The following is a 20,433-nucleotide window of genomic DNA, read 5'->3' on the forward strand; positions in this document are numbered from 1 at the left end:
GCCGAAGATCGCTTTGCTAGGCCTCTTCTTATTTTTATTCACCTCAGCATTGCAAGCACAGTTGAGCGACTTGCACTACCTCCCGCCACTGAAGCAGGGGAAGAACAATGCTGCCATTCAACAGCAAGCGATCCACTTATCCACCCCGGAACCCAACCCTTTTGTAGTGAACGTCTATCAGGGAACCAACACGACCCCGGTGGCCTCTTACACCATATCGAATACTGCTCCTACTGTTCACAGTGTGCCCGATGGAGATAACAACATAACCCTGGTCACCAATGCCAACACCGGATATGTCTTAACCAATTCTGGTTTGCGATTTGAATCTCCAGCAGGATTCCGCTTTTATGTCAATTACCGAGGGGTATCCAGCGCTCAAGCAGCCTCTCTCACCTCCAAAGGACGAGTTGCCATAGGAACTCGATTTAAGTGGGGAGGTTTGCCCAACCTAGGAGCCCACAATTCAAAATCAAATACCCTAGGGATTATGGCCACGGAAGACAACACCACGGTTCAGCTCTACGGGTATGACCCAGATTGTCAATTCCGACAAGGAAGTAATGCGGGTGGAATCACAGACGACACCTATACCATCACCTTGAATGCCAATGAAACCTTTGTTTTTGAAACTTACCTCGCCCAAAGTCCTGTAGCCCATATCGACGGTTGGATTGGTTCAACGGTAGAATCTGATAAGCCCATTGTCATCAGTAATGGTGGTCTAAACACCGGACGGCAAGCCGGCAAGGGAAACCGGGATGCTGCCATCGATCAGCCTGTACCCGAGAACCGACTAGGAAAAGAATACCTGTTCATACGGGCTAATGGTACTAACGCCACTGAATTCCCTTTGATTATTGCAACCCAAGACAATACAGACGTTTTTGTCGCGGGTTCACCGACCCCCTTTGCCACCCTTAATAGCGGGGACTACGTCGAAATCCCAGGTACTTACTATTCCTCTCAAACCGCTGGGGCCAATATGTATGTAAGAAGTTCCAAAGATGTTTATGCGTATCAGAGTATGGCGGGCGCAACTCAAGTCTACACCCATGGGTTGAACTTTGTAGCTCCGGTTAACTGCTTACTACCCGATGTCATGGATAACATTCCGGACATTACCAATATGGCGGGCACCACACTCGACGGTGGGGTAACCATTACCGCCTCGACCACCACTCCCGAAGCCAATATTCGTGTTTTTGACAGCAATGGCGCTGTAACTCTGCCTGCACCCGTATTTGCTGCAGGAACACCCGATTGGAAAACTTACTACATCCCTAATCTTCAAGGAAATGTTAGTGTGCAGTCCTCTGGACCAATCGCTGTCGGATTTGTGGGAGTAAACGGAGCCCGTGGAGTTGCTGGATACTTTTCTGGATTTGACACCGTACCTGTAGTAAATCTTGAAATTATCGGAAGTAGTGGATGCTTTGTCGGTTCTAAGATTTTGGAGGCGACCGGTAACTTCGATGCCTATCAATGGTATGGTGATGGTCAACTTATTCCTGGAGCCAACGGGTCAAGCTATTCTCCGACGATTGCCGGGGACTACTTTGTCCGAGGTACCAAAGGACCCTGTACCTATGACTCACAATCCATCACCGCTCTTTACTGTGTTCCCGATATCGCAGTGAACAAAACAGTGGACAAAACTGAAATTATAGAAGGAGAAACAGCCACCTTTACCATCCGGGCACGCAATCTAGGCGTAGACCCTGTAACCAACCTGCAATTCACCGATAATATTCCAGCAGGATTGACCTTGGTCAACGCCTTTACCATTCACGGAACCTGGAGTGGCAACACCTGGAACGTGGGCACCCTGAACGGTGGTGAAACAGCTGAGCTAGAACTGGAAGTACGCGCAGATGAAATTGATATACTTCCGCTGATCAGTGTAGTAAACAAAGTGACTCATACCCAGGATCAGGTCGATGACAATTTGACAGAAGACCATCCTTCTGCTGGTATTACAATACACAATGATTCCGACAACGATGGCGTCATCGACACAGCGGATGTCGACGACGATAACGATGGTATATACGATGTAGACGAGTGTATTGGTTTGGCTTTTAATGTCACCAATGGAGATTCTCACAGCAGTACTACAATGACGGCAACCAACTACCTCATCGTTGATATTTTTAGCCTTGACAACTCCTTTAATTTGAACATCAATGGTAATGATGTTGCCGGTGAGATACAATTCCAACTGAGCTTGGCGGGGAACAAAGCACGCTTTGCCGATGGCTATATGTACGGTGAAAACGGTATTCCGAACATTTGGTCTATTTCCGGTTCGAATGGAACGCCCATCTTGCGGGTAGTGATCAATGAAGCAGGAGAATTTCAACTCTTCGGAAGTCGCTCCTCCAATGGTCCATTGGAAGCCATGACACTGGATACTCCTCCTTCTCCAATTACCTGGAATGGAAGTGGAAACAATACCGTTATTCTTGATCAAGCCGTGGTCGGCCCTACGAATCTAAGAGGCGTTCTTCTCACCACAGGTTGCGACACCGACGGAGACGGGATTCCGGATCAATTAGACCTCGATAGCGATGGAGACGGTTGTTCCGATGCCAACGAATTTTATAAAGACGCTAATGCCGATGGAAATGACGGTGGAGAGTACGGTTTTGGCACACCAGGAGTAAATGCTGATGGAAGTGTCAGCACAGCCAGCTATGTTCCGGTAGTGGCTCCTCAAATTGTTCTAACCAACACCACAGAAGACCTCGGGGGCGTAGATATTACCGGACAAGGAGTCAACTTGGGTCAAACCATTGAGTACGTCCTTCGATTCCAAAACGTAGGCGATGATGCGGCCTCCAATTACACCATTCAGAATACCCTACCTGCCAATGTGGTACTAGACAACATCAATTTGGTGAATGCCTCCGGAGTAAGCTATACCTACGATGTGGCCACCCGTCTAATTACCTTGACGATTCCGGATGGACTCGTCGAAATAGGTGACCCCGAATACACCATTCGTATTATGGTGACCATTTCTGATAACTGCTCGAATTTTATTGACGCTTGCTCTGGCACTCTTGAAAATCAAGCCTTCTCATATTACAACGGAGTAGTCAACACCAATACATTTTCGGATGATCCCGCATCGAATCCGGTTTCAAACTGTATTCCTTTGGCGGCTTCTGCCAGCAACACCTTGCTGGACGATTTGAGTAGTTGTAGTACGGCTCGAACAGTACAACTCTGTGGAGACGATGTCATCCTTTCTGCTGGAAACGGCTTTAGCGGATACATCTGGTACCTGGATACCAACAACAACCAACAAATCGATGCTGGAGACACTGTACTCAATGACGGAGATCCAGATAGTGATCCTTCTACCCTTTTGGTTACTGATATTGGTTTCTATATGGTAGCCAAAGAGGGAGGCGTAAGCTGTCCGGATCAGGAGGAATTCATCCTAGCGGAGCGCTTTGGTACCACACAGACCAACCCGGTAATCGACTACTTCAATCAGGTCAATGCCGACGCCAATCCCGATAACGATTTACAGGGAGAAATTGTCAGTTGCTCTGTCGATGGCGATTTACTGCCTAAGATCTTTCTCTGTGGCCAAAACGATGAGGCTACCATTCAACTAGGAATCACCGATGCAGATAGCATTGTCTGGGAAAAATTGGACGAGGGAAGCTGTACTGATGCAGGGGATGACTGTGCCAACAAGAACGGGAGCTGTGTTTGGAACAACCTAGCGACACAAAATACGTTGACCATCACCGAAGCCGGAAAGTACCGCGTGGTGATCAACTACCAGAACGGCTGTTTTAGTCGATTCTATTTTAATGTATTCCAGAATGAACTCGACATCAACTACACCTCTTCTGATATTTTCTGTACGACTCCAGGAAATATCCGCATCACCAATTTGGGGAGTGGTTACGGATTTCAGTTGATTAATGCCGGTGACAATTCTGTTGTGGTTCCTTTCTCAGCCAACAACGGTCCAAACTTTGATTTGACCCAAAGTGGAACGTACAAGGTTCAGGTTTCTCCTTTGGATCCAACTACCGGAAATCCACTTCCCAACAGCTGTGTTTTTGAAACAGAAGACATCGGTATTTTGGAAAGAGATTACCAGGTGACTATCAGCACCACTCCAGCCGACTGTAATCAACTCGGAACAGTAGATGTACAAGCGCTCAACGTTCTGCCGAACTACAACTTCGAACTGCGCTTGGACGACGGATCCAATGGCGGATTAGGTAGTTTAGTAGACAGTCAATTGGCCTCTCCAGATAACCGACACATCTTTACGAATGTCAATCCCGGTAATTACTTGGTTCTTAGCACTACAGAAGACGGTTGTACCGATACCCAATCTGTGGTTGTAAATGAAATTCCCGAAATAACGCTTTCGGCTTTAACTACTGCGAATATTACCTGTACATCAGGGACCGTTAACCTGACTCCCGGTGGTGGACAACCAGCACCAGATTACCTTTTTGCGATCTGGAGCAAAGACGGAACTCCTCTTTACACCGATGCAGCTTCTATTCCTGCAGGAGACTTCCAAACCAACACCAACTTTGTCTTTGGATACCGGGGTAACCCAGCGGTATATTACCCAGGAGAAGCTGGGGAATACGTCTTTCTCGTGATGGACAGCAACGGTTGCTATGCCCTCTCGAATGTGGTCGAAGTACAGGAACCGGGTGCTCTGAATGTAAGTGGAACGAATACCCCTATTCTTTGTGCTGATTCTTCAACGGCAAGCCTGACTGTTTCAGTCACCGGCGGAAACGCACCCTACCAGTACAGCTTAGATGGAACCACCTTCCAAAGCAGCGATACCTTTGTCAACCTGGCGGCAGGAACCTACACCATTACGGTGATGGATTCCACAGGCACCCCCGGAGCAGAGTGTACCCAGACCATTGAATATACCATTGACCAACCCCAAGCCCTTACGGCCTCGCCAGCAATTACTGAAACAGAATCCTGCAGCACAGGGACCGGGGCCTTGGTAAAAATTCTGAATGTTCATGGTGGACAAGCTCCTTATGAGTACAGCTTTGACGGAGGCAGCTCTTTTGGAAACAACAACTCCGCTTATTTGCTATCGGGAACCTATCAATTGGCTGTTCGAGACGCCCTTGGATGTTCAGAAAACCTGAGCATAGTAGTACCTAATTTACCCGTTGATCCTAGTCTTTCTACCGCCGTTGATTACAACTGCGATGGAACAGGGAATTTAACGGTTTCGAGCACAAACACAACCGACTTTAGCTATACCTATAGTTTAAATGGAACCCTAAATACCCCGGTAGATAATGCGGTATTCACCAACTTAGCACCAGGAAACCACACCTTGACCGTAGGTTACTCCAGCACGATTACGCCAGACCAAAGTCGCCTTTTCCTGGAAGACTTTGGTGCTGGACCTACAACGGATAATATTGATGTGGGACCCGGTTACTGCTACGAGCCTCAGGACGGCAGTATTACCCCATGTAACTATGGTCCTGCCGGAATCTTGGTCAACGGAGAATACACCGTGACCTCATTTGTGACCAACCCCATTACAGGCTGGCTGAGTCCAAATGATCACACCGGTCTGACCAACGGAAGATTCTTAGCCATTGATGTCAGTACCACCCATGGAAACAACAACATCTTATGGGCTAGAAGAAATGTGGAAGTTCTTCCTAACCGTGAAATCAGCCTTTCCTTCTACGCCTACAATATGCTCCGTAGTACGGCCAATGGAAACAACCCCGACATCCTGATCGAGCTTTTGGACAATACCGGAACTGTCATCAGCAGTGCAACCACCGGAGATGTTCCTAAAAATACCAATGCAGACGATTGGTACAACTACACCTTTACCTTCGATCCGGGTGCAAATACACAAGTCGATATTGTTTTGAGAACCAACTTGGATTCTGATTTCGGAAACGATTTGGTCTTGGACGATATCGAAGCCTCTCAGATTCCGGAAGTCTGCCCAAGCACACAAGACATCGCCATCGTCGTGGAGGCCAATCAAGAGTTTGCTGCACAACTCTTGGCGAGCAATGATCCCTCTTGTAATGGAGGAACAGATGGTTCTATTCGATTTGAAGTCAACAACTTCAATCCGGTGGACGGATTCGAATACAGCCTGGACGGAGGCACCAATTGGATTCTTTCGATGAGCTCGCCTGTCACAACAAGTGCAAGTCTGGTCGCAGGAAGCTATACCGTGGATGTTCGCAAAGCAAATGACACCAGTTGTACAGCCAGTATTTCGACAAACCTTAGTGAACCTAACGCCTTGGCCACGACACTAAACATGACCGAGCAATACACTTGTTTTAATACAGGTGCAACACTAGAAGCCACAGCGACTGGAGGAACGCCAGGATATGAGTATCAACTGGAAACTTCTGGAGGCACTATAGTTGCGGCCTATCAAAGCAGTCCTCTCTTCACCGGAATTGCTGATGGAGATTACCTGGTTCGTGTACGAGATGCCAATTCCTGCGAAGGACTTCTAGGAACTGCTGTAACGGTTACAGCACCGCAAACCGTGGTTTACGACCTCAGCGCAACAAGTTGCTACGATGGTTTAAACAACGGAACTGTGAGTGTGAATGTTACTGGCGGAAATGGTGGTTATACCTTCCGCATCAATGGAGGCGCTTGGATCAGCCCGAGTCCGGCGACAGCAACAACCCACACATTTACTGGACTATCTAATGGCATTTATACCATTGAAGTGACGGATCAATTCAACTGTACCGTCCCAGCCCAAAGCATCACCATTGAGGACCAGATCCTCGCTCAAGTAGATGTAACTCCAGTAAGTGCTTGCGCCGATGGTTCTATCCTGGTGACTCCTTCTGGTGGAGACGGCAATTATGTCTATGCCTTCCTCCCAACCGGTACAACGGTAAGCAATAGTGACTTTGGTCCAACAAACAGCTTTAGTGTGGCCAATGCCGCAGCCGGTGACTACGAGGTTTATGTGAGAGACGACAATGGAAACGCTCCGGTTTGTCAATACAGCGAAACAGTGACCGTTGACCCTGCTGTTCCTTTAACCATTACGGCCACGCCGACCGATCCAGAATGTTTCGGTGGTACGGGAGACATTGTAGTTAATGTAACCAGCGGACTCGCACCTTTCACCTATACCTTGGTGGATATAACCAATGGTGGTGCTGCAGATCAAACCCAAACGGGTGTGATGAGTACGACCAACAATTACTTCAACCTCCAGGCTGGAGACTACGATATTACGGTTACCGATGCGCTCGGCTGTTCTCAAACGATCACCACAGTAAGTATTGTGGAGCCAGCAGAACTCACAGCCACAGTAGATGGTATTACCCCGGCTTCATGTACCGGTAATATCAATGATTTTGGATTTGGATTCAGTGGATACCCTGCAAGTCTGGGAACCATAGAATTCAGTGCTGACGGAGGCGCCACCTGGATTGGTGACAACAGTGCTCCTGGAACAAGTGATCAATTCACCGGTTATATTTCTGGCCAAACAGTGTACCCTTCTATGAGAACCGTAGATGGCTTAGGCAACACAATTTGTCAAACAGACTTAGCACCTTTTATTATTCCATTTCCACTGGATGACCTGGATATCACCATTTTACCAATCATCGTCAACTGCGACGAATTGCAGGTAACCGTACGCGGTCAAAACGGAACAGGACCCTATGAATACACTTATTCTGAAGATCCAGCAAATTTCAATCCAGCTGCACCGGCCGACCATCCTTGGACCGCTCCTCTGCCCTTAGGGTCAACGTATACCTTCCCTAACTTGGTGCCGGGTCGTACCTATACCTTCTATGTTCGAGATGCTGTGGGATGTATTCGCCAGAGTAATGTCAATGTCAACGACATCATTACCAACCCGATGGAGATCACGGCAGATTACAGCCCATCTTGTAGTGGTGCCAACAACGGTTCTATTACCTACACCATTACGGATACAGATGGGTCGACCGAACCGGAGATGAATTGGACGCTGTATAGCCTTGCTGGAACGGTTGTAGCCAATAGCGGTGGAAATGTTCCTTACAGTACGACGGTTACCGTAACAGGACTTTCTCCAGATGAATACCATATTGAAGTGGTTCAAATCGATAGTGGAGGAAACCCCCAGTGTATTTCTGGTAGTGAGAATCTGTTGCTGGAAGAGCTGGATCCGATTACAGCCAACCTTTCTGTGATTCAAGATATTTCCTGTGAAAACCCAGGCTATATTTCAGTAGACAACATCCAAGGTGGTGGGGGAACCTTCACCTATACCGTAACCGGACCCGCTCCTTTTGTGACCATTACCGGTACGGCAGATAACCCTATTGCTATTCCAGCAAACTCCCCTGCAGGAACCTACAATGTGGATATTCAGGACCAATACGGATGTTCAGCCAGTCTGGGCGGAATTGCTCTGAATCTTTCTCCTAACCCTACGATCGATGCTGTTGCTATCGATAATTGCGGTGGAGCGGCTCAGGTTCAAGTCACGGCGAGTAGTGCTTCGGCCACCATTTTGTATTCCATCGATGGAGGAATAAACTTTGTAAACAATGGAGGTCTGTTCACCAATGTCGAGGCGGGCACCTATACCCTATTCATCCGAGATGGTAATGGCTGTACGGATAGCCAAGCGATTACCGTGCACCCCACCCTTCAAGTGACAGCCAGTCTGGTAACCCTTTTGGGTTGTACAGTCGATGCAGAAATCGCCATTGAAGTAAGTGCCGGTTCAGGTAGCTATGACTATGAAATAACCGATGGTTCGGGTACAGTAATCAGTCGTCAAGCTTTACCAACGCCATCCTTTATTCAGGCGGTCAGTAATGCAGAAACCTATACGGTAACTATTTATGACAACGGTACCAGCGGACCTCAATGCAGCCGGAGTTTCACGGTGGTGGTTCCTCCTGCCATTCAACCCGACTTTACCGAAAACCACAGTGATGTGAGTTGCCTTGGTGCTTCGGACGGTAGTATTCGCCTGAGCGAAATCAATAACGGAAATAACCCCTTGAATTATAGCATTAGCCCCGTAGCGGGAACCTTCGATGCGGCTACCAACAGCTTTATCAACCTTCCTGCCGGCACCTATACGGTCAGTGGAACAGGGCCCAATGGTTGTACAACAGACATCACCAATATTGTCATTAATGAACCGTCTGCCATCAGTGTAAGTGCAAATGTGACTCCTTTTGAGTGTAGTTCTGACAACACCGCTAACAATGCCGAAGTCAGTGTTGACCTGGGTAGTCTTAGCGGAGGAAGTGACACCTTTGTTCGATTTGACTTTGTCGATAACGGCAGTGGCACTGTGCTTCAATCAGGCAGCAGTTCTACCCTGAACTTTACGGATTTTGCTGGAGTTGATTTGGCCATATATGTATACGATGACCAAGGCTGTATAGGCACTACGACAGCTACCGTACCAGCCTTTGATGAAATTCAAAGTAGCAGTATCACGGTTACCCAAACTTTGGGATGTACAAATTCTGGAGAAAGTATCAGGATTGATATCAGCTCAGCTCTGACCAATTATGGATCCGATCCTGCTAACTACCAGTTCCGTGAATTGCCTTCAGTGAGCTTCCAGGCTTCGAATACATTCAACAACCTACAAGTAGGTACACACAGCTTTGTCGCACACAATATCAATACAGGATGTGAAGTCGTATTGACCCATACCGTGAGTGACCCGAATACCTTTGACCTAGAGGTAGAAAAACTAGCTGATGTTGTTTGTTATGGCGATGATGGATCCATTCGATTGTCTATTACAGATGCCAACTTCAGTGGTGGATTCTCTTGGGATATCTATTCCACTAATGGCACCCCTGCTGATCGTTCAGACGATGGACCGCCAATCCTAAGTGGTAGCTCAGCAACGATGGGACCAACAGCACCTATCGCGGTTCCAGCCGGGAATTACCTGGTTGAAGTACAACAAGATGGATTCCCAGATTGTAGCCAAGTGAGGTCATTTAACATCACAACGCCAGACGCCCCCATTACCATCAATACCACAGAAATGTCTAGTGTTGGTTGTACAGATGACCAGGGCAGCGTACAGATTAGCCCGACAGGCGGTGAAGCCCCATACAGCATATCGATCATCCATATTCCGTCAGGAACTAGAACGGACATTACCAATACCAATGCCCACCTATTTGAGGGTCTCTCTTCTGGGGATTACACGGTGGAAATTACGGACGCTTTAGGGTGTACGCATGTCTTTACTAATGCTTTCAATTTTATCCTCCCTGACCCGATTACCGCAAGTATCAGTGCAACCAATTTGGTTTGTGAAGGGGATCAGGATGCCAGCGTAACCGCTCTGGAAGATCCCCGCAATGTTAGTCCAATTTACCGCTATGAACTCTTGAGTTATAACGATGCTAGTGGTGCTGTCTTACTGAACAATTCAACCCCTCAAGGAACTGGCCTATTTGAAAATCTGGGTGCTGGTTATTACAGTGTTCGTATTTCTGATGAATCGAATTGTGTCTTCGAGACAGCCATAGTACAAATTGTAGATCCAACCGATGTTCGGGGTCAATTGACTAAAACCCAGGAACTGAGTTGTACAAGTGATGCCGAACTGTTACTTACCGCAACAGGAGGAACGGGCCCATACACCTGGAGTACGGATGGAATCACCTTCAATGCTATGAACGAGACTGCCGGTATAGGAACTCATGTCTTTGGTAATGTGGGTGTAGGAACCTACAGCTATTACCTGAGAGACAGTTTCAATTGTACTTCTATCATTAGCAATGAATTGAGGATAGAGGCTGTACCTGCTTTAACGCTTGATATAGATACCTCGGCGGCCTTTATCAACTGTAACGGAGACAGTACAGCACTGATCAGCGCTGAGGCTGATGGAGGATTAGGCAACTACCAATACAGTTTATTTGCTGATGCCTCCATGGCAACCACCATTAGACCTGCTCAAAGCAGCGGTATTTTTACCGATCTGCCTCCTGGAACCTACTATGTTCATGTACAAAGTGTGGACTGTGAAACTTTGTCTTCGGTCATCGAAATCTCCCAACCTGCTCCTTTAGATGTATCAGTAGATATTACCGAGATCAGTTGTCAAGGAAATAACAACGGAGCTGTACAAGTAAACATCAGTGGAGGAAGTGGAGACTATCAATTCGCGATTTCTCCTAACCTGAATCAATTTGACGACCAAAGTCTTATTGAAGAATTGGGTCCTGGGGATTACACGGTTATTGCACAAGACAGCAACGGTTGTTTTGAAGTGATTGAATTTACCTTGGTAGAGCCTCAAGAACTTCAACTTACGACCAGCACATCGGATGAAGTCTGCCTAGGCAGCGGGGATGGCGCTATAAGCCTGAGTATTGTCGGGGGAACAGCACCTTATTTCACAAGTCTTAACAGCAATACCGATGCCGATTTCCATGAGGGTATTCTGGACTACAGCAACCTGACAAGTGGTACACATGTGGTTTTTGTGCGTGATTCTCGTGGATGCGAAAGCTCTGAAGTAGTCGAAATCAATCCGGGCATCAACCTGGCAGCAGAAGCAAGAGTAACATACTACTGTGATCCGACGGGCAGCACAGAAGGTAGAGTCGACATCATTTTTGAAGATCCTACCGTGGCTGCCAATGTATTGGTTGGTCTGGACACTACTGATCCTGCACGAATGACCCTGGACAACAACTTCACCAACCTGAGTGGAGGTATGCACACCATCACCCTCTTACACAGCAACGGATGTATGAATACCATCGATTTTGAAATTGAGGTTTTCGAGCCTTTGCAGTTGCAATTGGAAGAGGCCGGAATTAACCGGATCCGTACTAACATTGATGGAGGGTCTGGGAACTACCAAGTCTACTTCAATGGAGGTAATCCTACCACAGAAAGAGAATACATCATCAACAGTACGGGCTATTACAGTGTGACCGTCACGGATGAGAATGGCTGTTCGATCACCCAGGAAATCTTTATGACCTTTATCGATATTGAATTCCAGGATTACTTTACTCCGGATGGTGATTCCAAAAACGATGTCTGGAAACCACGAAATACAGAAAATTATCCCAATATGTTGATCAAAATTTTTGATCGCTATGGACGAGAAATCTATCTGATTAATGGAAATCAAGATGGATGGGATGGTTTCTATCAAAGTACTAAACTTCCAGCCGGAGACTATTGGTATATCCTCAAACTCCAAGGCGAAACGGACCAGCGAGAATTTATTGGTCATTTCACCTTGTACAGATAAACACTACCTTAACTAGCTCAACTCAAAAGCCTCGGGATAACCACCCGGGGCTTTTTTATTCATCTAGATGAATGCTTAGGGCTTTCTTCTCTATTAATTTTGAACAAGTCAAAAAACAAAAAGTATGGATACAACAGTAAAAACAGTGTTGCACAAGGCCGATACCAGAGGACATGCCAATCACGGATGGTTGGATTCTTACCACAGTTTCAGTTTTGCAAGTTATCACAACCCGAACCGGATGAATTTTGGAGTACTCCGTGTGTTGAATGATGATACTGTAGCTCCAGGAATGGGATTTGGTACTCACCCCCACAACAATATGGAAATTATTTCTATTTCCTTATCAGGTGACTTGGAGCACAAAGACAGCATGGGGACCCAAGAGGTCATTCGTGAAGGTGATCTTCAAGTGATGAGTGCGGGAACCGGGATTCAGCATTCTGAGTACAATGCGAATAATGACAAGGAAGTAAAGTTCCTGCAGATTTGGATTTTCCCCAACAAGCAAGGCGTAAGTCCTCGCTATGATCAAATTAGTCTCAAGAAAGAAGACCGACACAACACCCTACAACAAATTCTTTCACCTAATGCGGATGATGAGGGCGTCTGGATTCACCAAAACGCATGGTTTCATCTCGGAGAATTGGATGAAGGAACTGAGTTGACATACAAGCTGAAAGACCCACAAAACAACGGTGTTTATGCCTTTGTCCTAGAAGGGGACGTACAGCTAGCGGGGCAGGAATTAGAACGCCGGGACGGCCTGGGTATTTCGGATATATCTGAGTTTGCGATCAAGGCAAGCAGTAATGCCAAAATACTGCTGATGGAAGTACCTATGGAGCTTCGCTAATCAAATTCCAGCAAGGGATAAGGGAGATTAATTCGTAACTTTTGGGTTTATTTCTGAAAATCACATCTTATGCGCTTCCCTTATCCTTTGTCTTTGTTATTTGCCCTCATTCTGCTTGCCAGTTGCAGTAAAGCAACAGAGGAACAAGCCACTCTTTTGATTTATGGGGGGCCAATCTACACGGTCGATTCTACACAGACAACAGTTGAAGCAGTAGCAGTAAAAGACAGCATCATTCTTTTTGCGGGAAGCATGGAAGAAGCCGAAAAATTTGCCACAGCCGAAACCGAAAGAATGGATTTGGAAGGCAAGACCATGACTCCAGGACTCATTGAAGGTCATGGTCACTTTATGGGATTGGGCGTTAATGAACTTAACCTCGACCTGCTCAACACAACGAGCTATGAACAAATTGTAGAAATGGTCGCCGAACGGGTCAAGACCGCCGAACCAGGAGAGTGGATTCTAGGCCGCGGTTGGCACCAAAGTAAATGGGATTCCATCCCAGGAGAGACCGTAGATGGTTTTCAGACCCACGATATGCTCAGTGCTGTGTCTCCTAATAATCCGGTATACCTAAGCCACGCAAGCGGTCATGCCGGTTTTGCCAACGCCAAGGCGATGGAACTCTCTGGACTGCGTGTGTTACCCATGGAAGGTCTTGACATGATGGAAGTGGAAGGTGGAGAAGTCATCCGAGATAAAACAGGACGCCCAACGGGTGTATTTAACGAAAGAGCCCAACTCCTGATCACCAAAAACATTCCGGAGATCACGAACGATCAATACAACAAAGCCTTTGAATTGGCGGTAAAAGCTTGTCACCGCAATGGCATCACGAGTTTTCACGATGCCGGAATCGGTCGAGAAAACATAGCCCTCTATCAAGCCAAGAAAAAAGCAGGTCAACTCAATGTGCGCATGTATGCGATGCTCACCGGGTGGGATAAGGAACTTCTAGAAGAATGGTACAAAACGGGGCCTTATGTTGATCCGGATCACCGCCTGACTTTTCGATCGATTAAGTTGAATTGCGATGGCGCCTTGGGGTCAAGAGGAGCTTGGTTATTGGAAGAATACTCTGACCGGCCTGGGCACTTTGGGCATGAGACTTTACCCATGGAATTCGTGAAAGAAACCGCCATCACCGGTCTGGCAAACGGCTTTCAAGTTTGTGCTCACGCCATCGGAGATCGGGCCAATCGCGAAATCCTTGATCGCTATGAGATCGCCATTAAAGGAAATCCGAACAAGACCACAGACCACCGATTTAGAATTGAGCATGCCCAACACCTGCATCCAGAAGACATTCCGCGCTTTGCAGAGCTTAAGGTCATTCCGGCTATGCAAGCCATTCACCTTTCATCCGACCGTCCTTGGGCCATCGATCGCCTGGGAGAAAAACGAATCGTAGAAGGCGCCTATATGTGGCAAACGCTTTTAGAAAGTGGTGTGCCCATAGTCAATGGAACCGATGTCCCCGTTGAACCGATTAACCCCATCGCAAGTTTTTACGCCAGTGTGAGTCGGCGAACACTGAAAGGCTTTCCAGAAGGTGGCTTTGAACCAGCACAAAAGATGACGCGGGAACAGGCTTTGCGCTCGTATACTTTAGATGCGGCCTATGGTGCTTTTGAAGAAGACTTTAAAGGCAGTATCCAAGCCGGGTATTTGGCGGATTTCACCATTTACAGCCAAGATATTATGACGGTTGAGGAATCTCAGATTTTGGATACCCAGATCGCCATGACCATCTTCAATGGCCAGGTCGTTTACCAAGCGGGAAGTAACTAAGGGTTAGAGCCGAGTAAGTCGATAAAGTTCTGCATTTGCTCCCGATTGCCATTGATGTAGACCTCAATCGGCTTCTTGAATATACCAGTGATTCCCCCGATAATGCCTCCACCATATACACCCAGAGACGGAAAAATAACATACCCTAAATCCCTGGAGAAGTCATCGTCGGTACTGATATCGGTGGCTAAGGCCATACCGGCGCCCAAAGAAAGGCCTATTAAAGATCCTTTGGCCATGCGATTTCCATAAGAGCGCTTTAGCCGAATCCTTTTGATATTGGATACTTCCAAGGTCTTTCGTTTTCCGCGTAAAACAACCTCGACAGACTCCTGATCGATGCTCTCGATATAGCCTTTGGCAATCTTTTGATCCTGGTAATCGTAGACCCGCACAAAGACCCCTTTATCTTTTTTACGTTGGGCTTCCACCCTGGGGAGGAAAATAAAAAAGGCAAGCACAAATACGAATGGTAGTATCTTCATGCGCGTGTTTTAAACGGTAAGCTACAAGAATTTTAAGGACAAAAAAACCCGACTCAATCAGAACCGGGTTTTCGATAAAATCTAAAAAGAATGATAAGGAGCTAAGAACGAATGGATTGAATGAAATTTTTCTAATTCATAGGAATACACTTTAAGTAGGCACGATTTTTGATATCATTAACACAAAGCAATCAACGATGAAATTCCTGACGGCCCTTTGTCTTTTTATTAGTGTTTTCGCCTATAGTCAGCAAGAAAGTCTTTCTGGAGAATACAATTTGTTTACCTCTGGTGAAGAAAATACTGCCAAGACAGAATACACTTTAGAATTATATCCTGACGGAACTTTCAGCTTCCAATCCTATCGGCAGTTAAAAAAACAGAACGAAGAACGCTTGTTCGTTCAAGGCACCTGGGTGTCCAAGGGACTTCTAATCGAACTGCAGGGCAGTAAAGACATGGATCTCAGCAACACCAAGGCGCGGTTTGATACCAAAACCAAAAAATTGGTTTTCTATGAATCCAAAATTCCCTGGGTTAAGGGCTTAAAACTTCCTAAGGATTCCTAATTGCACGCATTCCATTTTCGTTACTCCAGACGGCTTCGATTTAGAAGAGGATTTGGCCTACAGGGTACAACTGGCCTTGGATTTTAATCCTTTTGCCAAGTCGAGTAAACGGAAGAAATAATTTCCCGTTTCCTAACCATTCTCAACCTTTGAATTAGTTCATCAATAAACAATCGATATAGTCGGTCAGCATATGGAACAACAGGCCCAGACCGATGATCCTGAATGGACGGCGAAGGAACAAGAAAAGTACATACACCCCCATGGCATAATAGGTGTGTAAAGGATGAAAATTAATACTGCAGCGATTGGCCTGAAAAATGGGATCGGCTAAAAAATGATCCAGGTCGACCAGCATAGTGGCCAGCATGATCAGGTAGGCCTTTTTCCACTCCTTTCTGAAAAACACAGAGGCCAATACCACTGGAAAAACCAGGTGTAAGAAGTAATGAAGAAATGTTTCCACACCCGAAGTTAGGCTTCTATTTATCCATTTCCAACCACTCTTGGTAAGTCACGATTCGATGCTCCTCATCGGGCTGGGTCTCACCGGGGAGTAAGCCCAAAAACTCGAGGTAATGCCCATCGGGGTCGGTAAAATAAATCGCTATGGCTGGCACCCAGACAAAGACCATGGGCTTGTCATTGTCGTCCTGCAAAAAATTCCAATAGTGCAGGTTGTGGGATTTTAAAAAGTCGATGGACTCGTTGGCTATCCATTCAGGATCACAACGAAATGCGAAATGACGCTTTTCAATTTCTTCCTTGGGTTTTTCCCAGAGTCCTAACATCTGCTGCCGGTCTTCCCCCACCCAAAAAAAGGCGAGTCGGCGCTTGTTGTCAAAGCGGCATTGTTTTAACCCCAAAACCTCCGAATAAAACCCTATTGATCTTTCGAGGTTTTCGACATCCAAGTGGGTTTCGTACAAACCACTGATTTTAGGCACTGCCATAGAATCACATTTTCGTTACCTCCTGAACATAGGCAAAAAAGCAAAAATCAATTGTAAAAGGCTATGAATCCTTTCTATACTAGAAAATAATATCTCAATAACGGTTGGACCTTGCTCATGCCGCCATTCCTCAATCTGTGCATAGCCATAGCCCCAATGGTTCTTTGAGCGAATCGTCAGTTCGGTAAGGATTTTAGCGTCTTCCCGCTTGGCATTGGTGATTATCATCTTAAATTTACTACTAGACGAATTCTGCAATCAAGTCATAAAAAATGGCAATCCTCGGGCTTCCATAAAAATAGGGTCTTTTAAAAGAGGTCGATATGGCTTCGTTTTCTGTCCGAAAAGTGATTTCATCATTGGCAATTCGGTAGGTGCCTGACCCCCAGCTCTGGCTATGGAAAGTTCCATCTGCTTGAATCCTCAAGGTATCGCCTTCTTTTACACCCAAATAACCGTCTTGACCCTGCACATGTGCCACATAAGTTCCCTTGATCAAAAAGACGGGGAAGGCGTAATTATAAGCCAGGGTCAATGCGAAAAACAAAAGGCAGAAAAGAATAATGGGGCTCCGTTTTATCATCGTTCAGTTCAGAATCTCAACTCTTTTACGATTTACCGGTACTTCTTCAATTCCTCGTGCAAGTGCGCAATCATATCTTCCGGGCTCACTACGGATGCGTTGAGCTCTCGGTTCGGAAAACCAGCGACTAAGTAGTTTTCTTCTGTGAGTTCATCCAGCAGATCGGCAAAATCATCTAAATGCAAGGGGTGTGCCTTGCAGTCCTTCCACTCCCTTTGAATTAATTCCTCTGCAAATTCCCTTTCGGGCCAGACCGGGATAATTACTTCCTTCTCTGAGCCGCAGGTCACATAACATTCTTCCTGGTCCAGAATCACGTACACCTCCTCAGCATCGGCCACTTTTTTGATCAGGTATTCATAGCGCTTCTTGGATTCTAAGGCAAAAACGGCTTCGAGTTGTTTGGGGTGCATGGATTGTTAATTTGAATAACGAAATTATTGAATTTGATTATGGAAAGAACTGATCTCCTCGTCCTAGTGGATGCGATATGCTTGCACTCATTCCAACTGTCAGGTAATCCGCAATAGTTTCGTTGTACACCTTCCCTTCTGAAGAAAACTGAACGGATAAGCCACAATCATTGGGTATTTCAAAGGAAATATTTGCTGACTCTCCAGGTTTCAAAGAACCAATGAAGGAGTGATCACAACCTTGAAGATGAATATTACTCATTTCTGATTCAGTTCTATTTACAAATTTCACCCTAAACGTGCTGCTCAGAGAAAAAGCCAACTGAAGATACACCAGAACTATGGGAATATTCAAAAGCATAATCCCAGCTGTTTTTAAATAAGTAGGGTGTTTAGAATCATCTTTTCGGGCTAAAAACAAAAGACGAATAAGAACAAGCAGATTAAAAAGAACAGCAACGAAAAGAAAGATTAATCCTAATGTTACAAAGCCTGAATCCAATGTCCAATAATAACCACTGATTATTGCTGAGCCTAGAACAAAGGAAATGAGGGCAGTATATAAGGCAAATCGGGTTTTGGGGTTGGACTTCATACTTGAGAAATGAGTTTAGTGGATACAGCCAGCATTAAAGACTTAATCTTTATTTATAGTAATATGCTCTGTAGTAACCAATAAGTTTCTTCCTCTTCCTATGGTCAGTTAAAATAGACCTCAACCACATTTGCGGTTGATCCATAGATCCGGTAGTTTTTTTGTCTTTATAGGAGTTGAAATCTTCAAAATCATACCAATTGACTTTCGTGATTTTTTGGATAGCGTAAACCGCCATTTCCCCATTTGTAGCTATAAAAAAAGGACAGGTATGCACCTTTGTTTTAGTGGTATCAGAAAATTGGCTTATGAGGAACTCAAAGAGATGGTTATTTTCCTGTTTAACAAAGACCTTCCAAGATGACATTCCAAACACAAGGTACTCTTCCATTTCATCACCAAGAGGTTGATGTGCATACTGCATTCCGCCTATGCATCCGCCCTTTTGATAAACCAGCTCTTCCCATTCCGCTTCCAATTTCTGGATCTTTTTTTCCTTAAGTCCAGCATCTTGAGCAGAAACAAAAGTGCAAACACAAAAGATCACAACTAGTAAAAAAAGGTCCTTCTGAATATTCAAAGAACTCTTCTGTATAAACCTACTCCAATTCATATTCAGGTAACAAGTTAACGATGGATTCTATAGACGACCAAGGGTAAGGCCCTTCCCAATTCGGTGGGTCAGAAATTAAATTCTTGAATTTATCCCATTGCCAAACATAGAGGGTTAAATCCATAACCTCACTTGTCGGCTGAACATCAGAAGGACTATAGGAAATCATTTTTATTTGATTTTCCGCATCAAACAAAACACTTAGCTGGTGTTCCGAATGCCATTGCCCTTTTTTTCCTTTTTCTTTCCATTCCCGGAATTGGGATTCCAATTGCCCGGTTTTATAGAATTTTTGTCTTCCATTGGGGTAACGCAGCTCTTCCAAGTCCCCATTAGGAAACCAACGAAAAGTGGTATCCCTTACCTTTAGAAGGCTGGGTTGGCCAGTTTCATAATATTCTTCTCGGTAGACATACTCGTTTTCTATAATTTCCATCGTTACGGCAGTATCACGCTCACTTCCAATAGTTGTAAGATAAGCTCTTTCTAGCCACCTTAGATGTATCGAAAGGTTTTCATGCCACCGATTGCGTCTTTGGAAAGTAGTGTCTCCTTTCTGGTAATTAACAATCTCACTTAACAAATCGCCTCGCTCATTCCACCGCGCTGTGCTATCTGGACTCGTATAAAACAGTAGCATTCCTGATTCTGAATACTTTTTCCACCAAATACGCTCTCCTTTCTTTAGTAAGGAGCTTTCCGGATAGAGGATTTCCATTTCAATGCCACCAGCTTTATTAAAAGTCAACCACCTGCCCTCTCGATGGCCATATTTATTGGTTCGGTTAATCTCCTGTCCTTGATAGCTGGAAGAAGAAACAGGAACTGTCTTATAGAAATCCTCCGAATACTCAATCTTCCGATCATTCAAATAGATCGCTTGATTTTCTAATAGCTCACCACGGATTTGAAGCTCCATAGTAAAGCTGCAACGGCAATCACATTCAGCTACCACCTCCACTTCATCATCTTCATTAGGAAGACTTGTACTAATGATAAGTGAATCATTTACAGTCTCCACCCGAGGTTGGATCTCCGCACAACAGTTCTCGCTAAAGTGAATTGAAAGAATGCTGTTCCCACTTGATACCTTCTGCTCTTTAATGCGATTAAGAAGTCGATACGGATTATAGATATCCTCGCACTTGCTGACTTTCCAATCCAGTAATTCATAGGATGTAGAAGCCTCCCTATCCTGTGCAAAGCCCGTTAGACTATAGCCACAAAAGCAAAAAAAGATAAAAACAGCTTTAGTCATTTGGCAGGTTTACAAAAAA

12 protein-coding genes are annotated in these 20,433 nt (G+C 45.6%); 4 read left to right on the forward strand and 8 right to left on the reverse strand.

Annotated elements, in window-relative coordinates; all coding sequences use genetic code 11:
* Positions 1-70: 70 nt before the first annotated feature.
* From BST99_RS07955 to BST99_RS07965, 3 genes are all read left to right on the forward strand, one after another.
* Positions 71-12,295: a T9SS type B sorting domain-containing protein gene (locus tag BST99_RS07955; protein WP_245916218.1), complete on the forward strand. Its 12,225-nt coding sequence runs from the start codon at positions 71-73 to the stop codon at positions 12,293-12,295.
* Positions 12,296-12,419: 124 nt separating this feature from the next.
* Positions 12,420-13,151 (forward strand): pirin family protein, encoded by a 732-nt coding sequence (locus BST99_RS07960; protein ID WP_105001324.1) that lies wholly within the window; start codon positions 12,420-12,422, stop codon positions 13,149-13,151.
* Positions 13,152-13,220: 69 nt separating this feature from the next.
* Positions 13,221-14,945, forward strand: coding sequence for an amidohydrolase (locus BST99_RS07965; RefSeq protein WP_105001325.1), 1,725 nt, complete (start codon positions 13,221-13,223; stop codon positions 14,943-14,945).
* On the opposite strand, the gene BST99_RS07970 is transcribed toward BST99_RS07965, so the two are convergent.
* Positions 14,942-15,430: a hypothetical protein gene (locus BST99_RS07970; protein ID WP_146106242.1), complete on the reverse strand. Its 489-nt coding sequence runs from the start codon at positions 15,428-15,430 to the stop codon at positions 14,942-14,944. The two genes, BST99_RS07965 and BST99_RS07970, sit on opposite strands and share 4 nt — an antisense overlap.
* A 197-nt stretch (positions 15,431-15,627) precedes the next feature.
* Here BST99_RS07970 and BST99_RS07975 point away from each other — a divergent pair, with 197 nt between their 5' ends.
* A complete protein-coding gene (locus BST99_RS07975) occupies positions 15,628-15,999 on the forward strand; it encodes a hypothetical protein (RefSeq protein WP_105001327.1) in 372 nt (123 codons plus the stop codon).
* A 154-nt stretch (positions 16,000-16,153) separates the two neighbouring features.
* Here BST99_RS07975 and BST99_RS07980 read toward each other — a convergent pair whose 3' ends face one another.
* The 7 genes from BST99_RS07980 to BST99_RS08015 all read right to left on the reverse strand — a co-directional run bounded on the left by BST99_RS07980 (position 16,154) and on the right by BST99_RS08015 (position 20,414).
* Positions 16,154-16,465: a DUF6122 family protein gene (locus tag BST99_RS07980; RefSeq protein WP_105001328.1), complete on the reverse strand. Its 312-nt coding sequence runs from the start codon at positions 16,463-16,465 to the stop codon at positions 16,154-16,156.
* A 16-nt stretch (positions 16,466-16,481) separates the two neighbouring features.
* The gene (locus BST99_RS07985) at positions 16,482-16,952 is read right to left on the reverse strand and encodes a VOC family protein (RefSeq protein WP_105001329.1); all 471 of its coding nucleotides are present in this window, start codon (positions 16,950-16,952) and stop codon (positions 16,482-16,484) included.
* A gap of 241 nt (positions 16,953-17,193) precedes the next feature.
* Positions 17,194-17,535, reverse strand: coding sequence for a hypothetical protein (locus BST99_RS07995; protein WP_146106243.1), 342 nt, complete (start codon positions 17,533-17,535; stop codon positions 17,194-17,196).
* Between the two features lie 32 nt (positions 17,536-17,567).
* The gene (locus tag BST99_RS08000; protein WP_105001332.1) at positions 17,568-17,948 is read right to left on the reverse strand and encodes a DUF2750 domain-containing protein; all 381 of its coding nucleotides are present in this window, start codon (positions 17,946-17,948) and stop codon (positions 17,568-17,570) included.
* 37 nt (positions 17,949-17,985) lie between these two features.
* The gene (locus BST99_RS08005) at positions 17,986-18,543 is read right to left on the reverse strand and encodes a hypothetical protein (protein WP_105001333.1); all 558 of its coding nucleotides are present in this window, start codon (positions 18,541-18,543) and stop codon (positions 17,986-17,988) included.
* A 49-nt stretch (positions 18,544-18,592) separates the two neighbouring features.
* Positions 18,593-19,123 carry a hypothetical protein gene (locus tag BST99_RS08010; protein WP_146106244.1) on the reverse strand — a complete coding sequence of 177 codons (531 nt, stop codon included), beginning with the start codon at positions 19,121-19,123 and terminating at the stop codon, positions 18,593-18,595.
* Between the two features lie 19 nt (positions 19,124-19,142).
* Positions 19,143-20,414, reverse strand: a complete 1,272-nt coding sequence (locus BST99_RS08015) for a hypothetical protein (protein ID WP_105001335.1) — start codon at positions 20,412-20,414, stop codon at positions 19,143-19,145.
* Positions 20,415-20,433 lie beyond the last annotated feature (19 nt).

Source organism: Aureicoccus marinus (assembly GCF_002954325.1).
Classification (GTDB): domain Bacteria; phylum Bacteroidota; class Bacteroidia; order Flavobacteriales; family Flavobacteriaceae; genus Aureicoccus; species Aureicoccus marinus.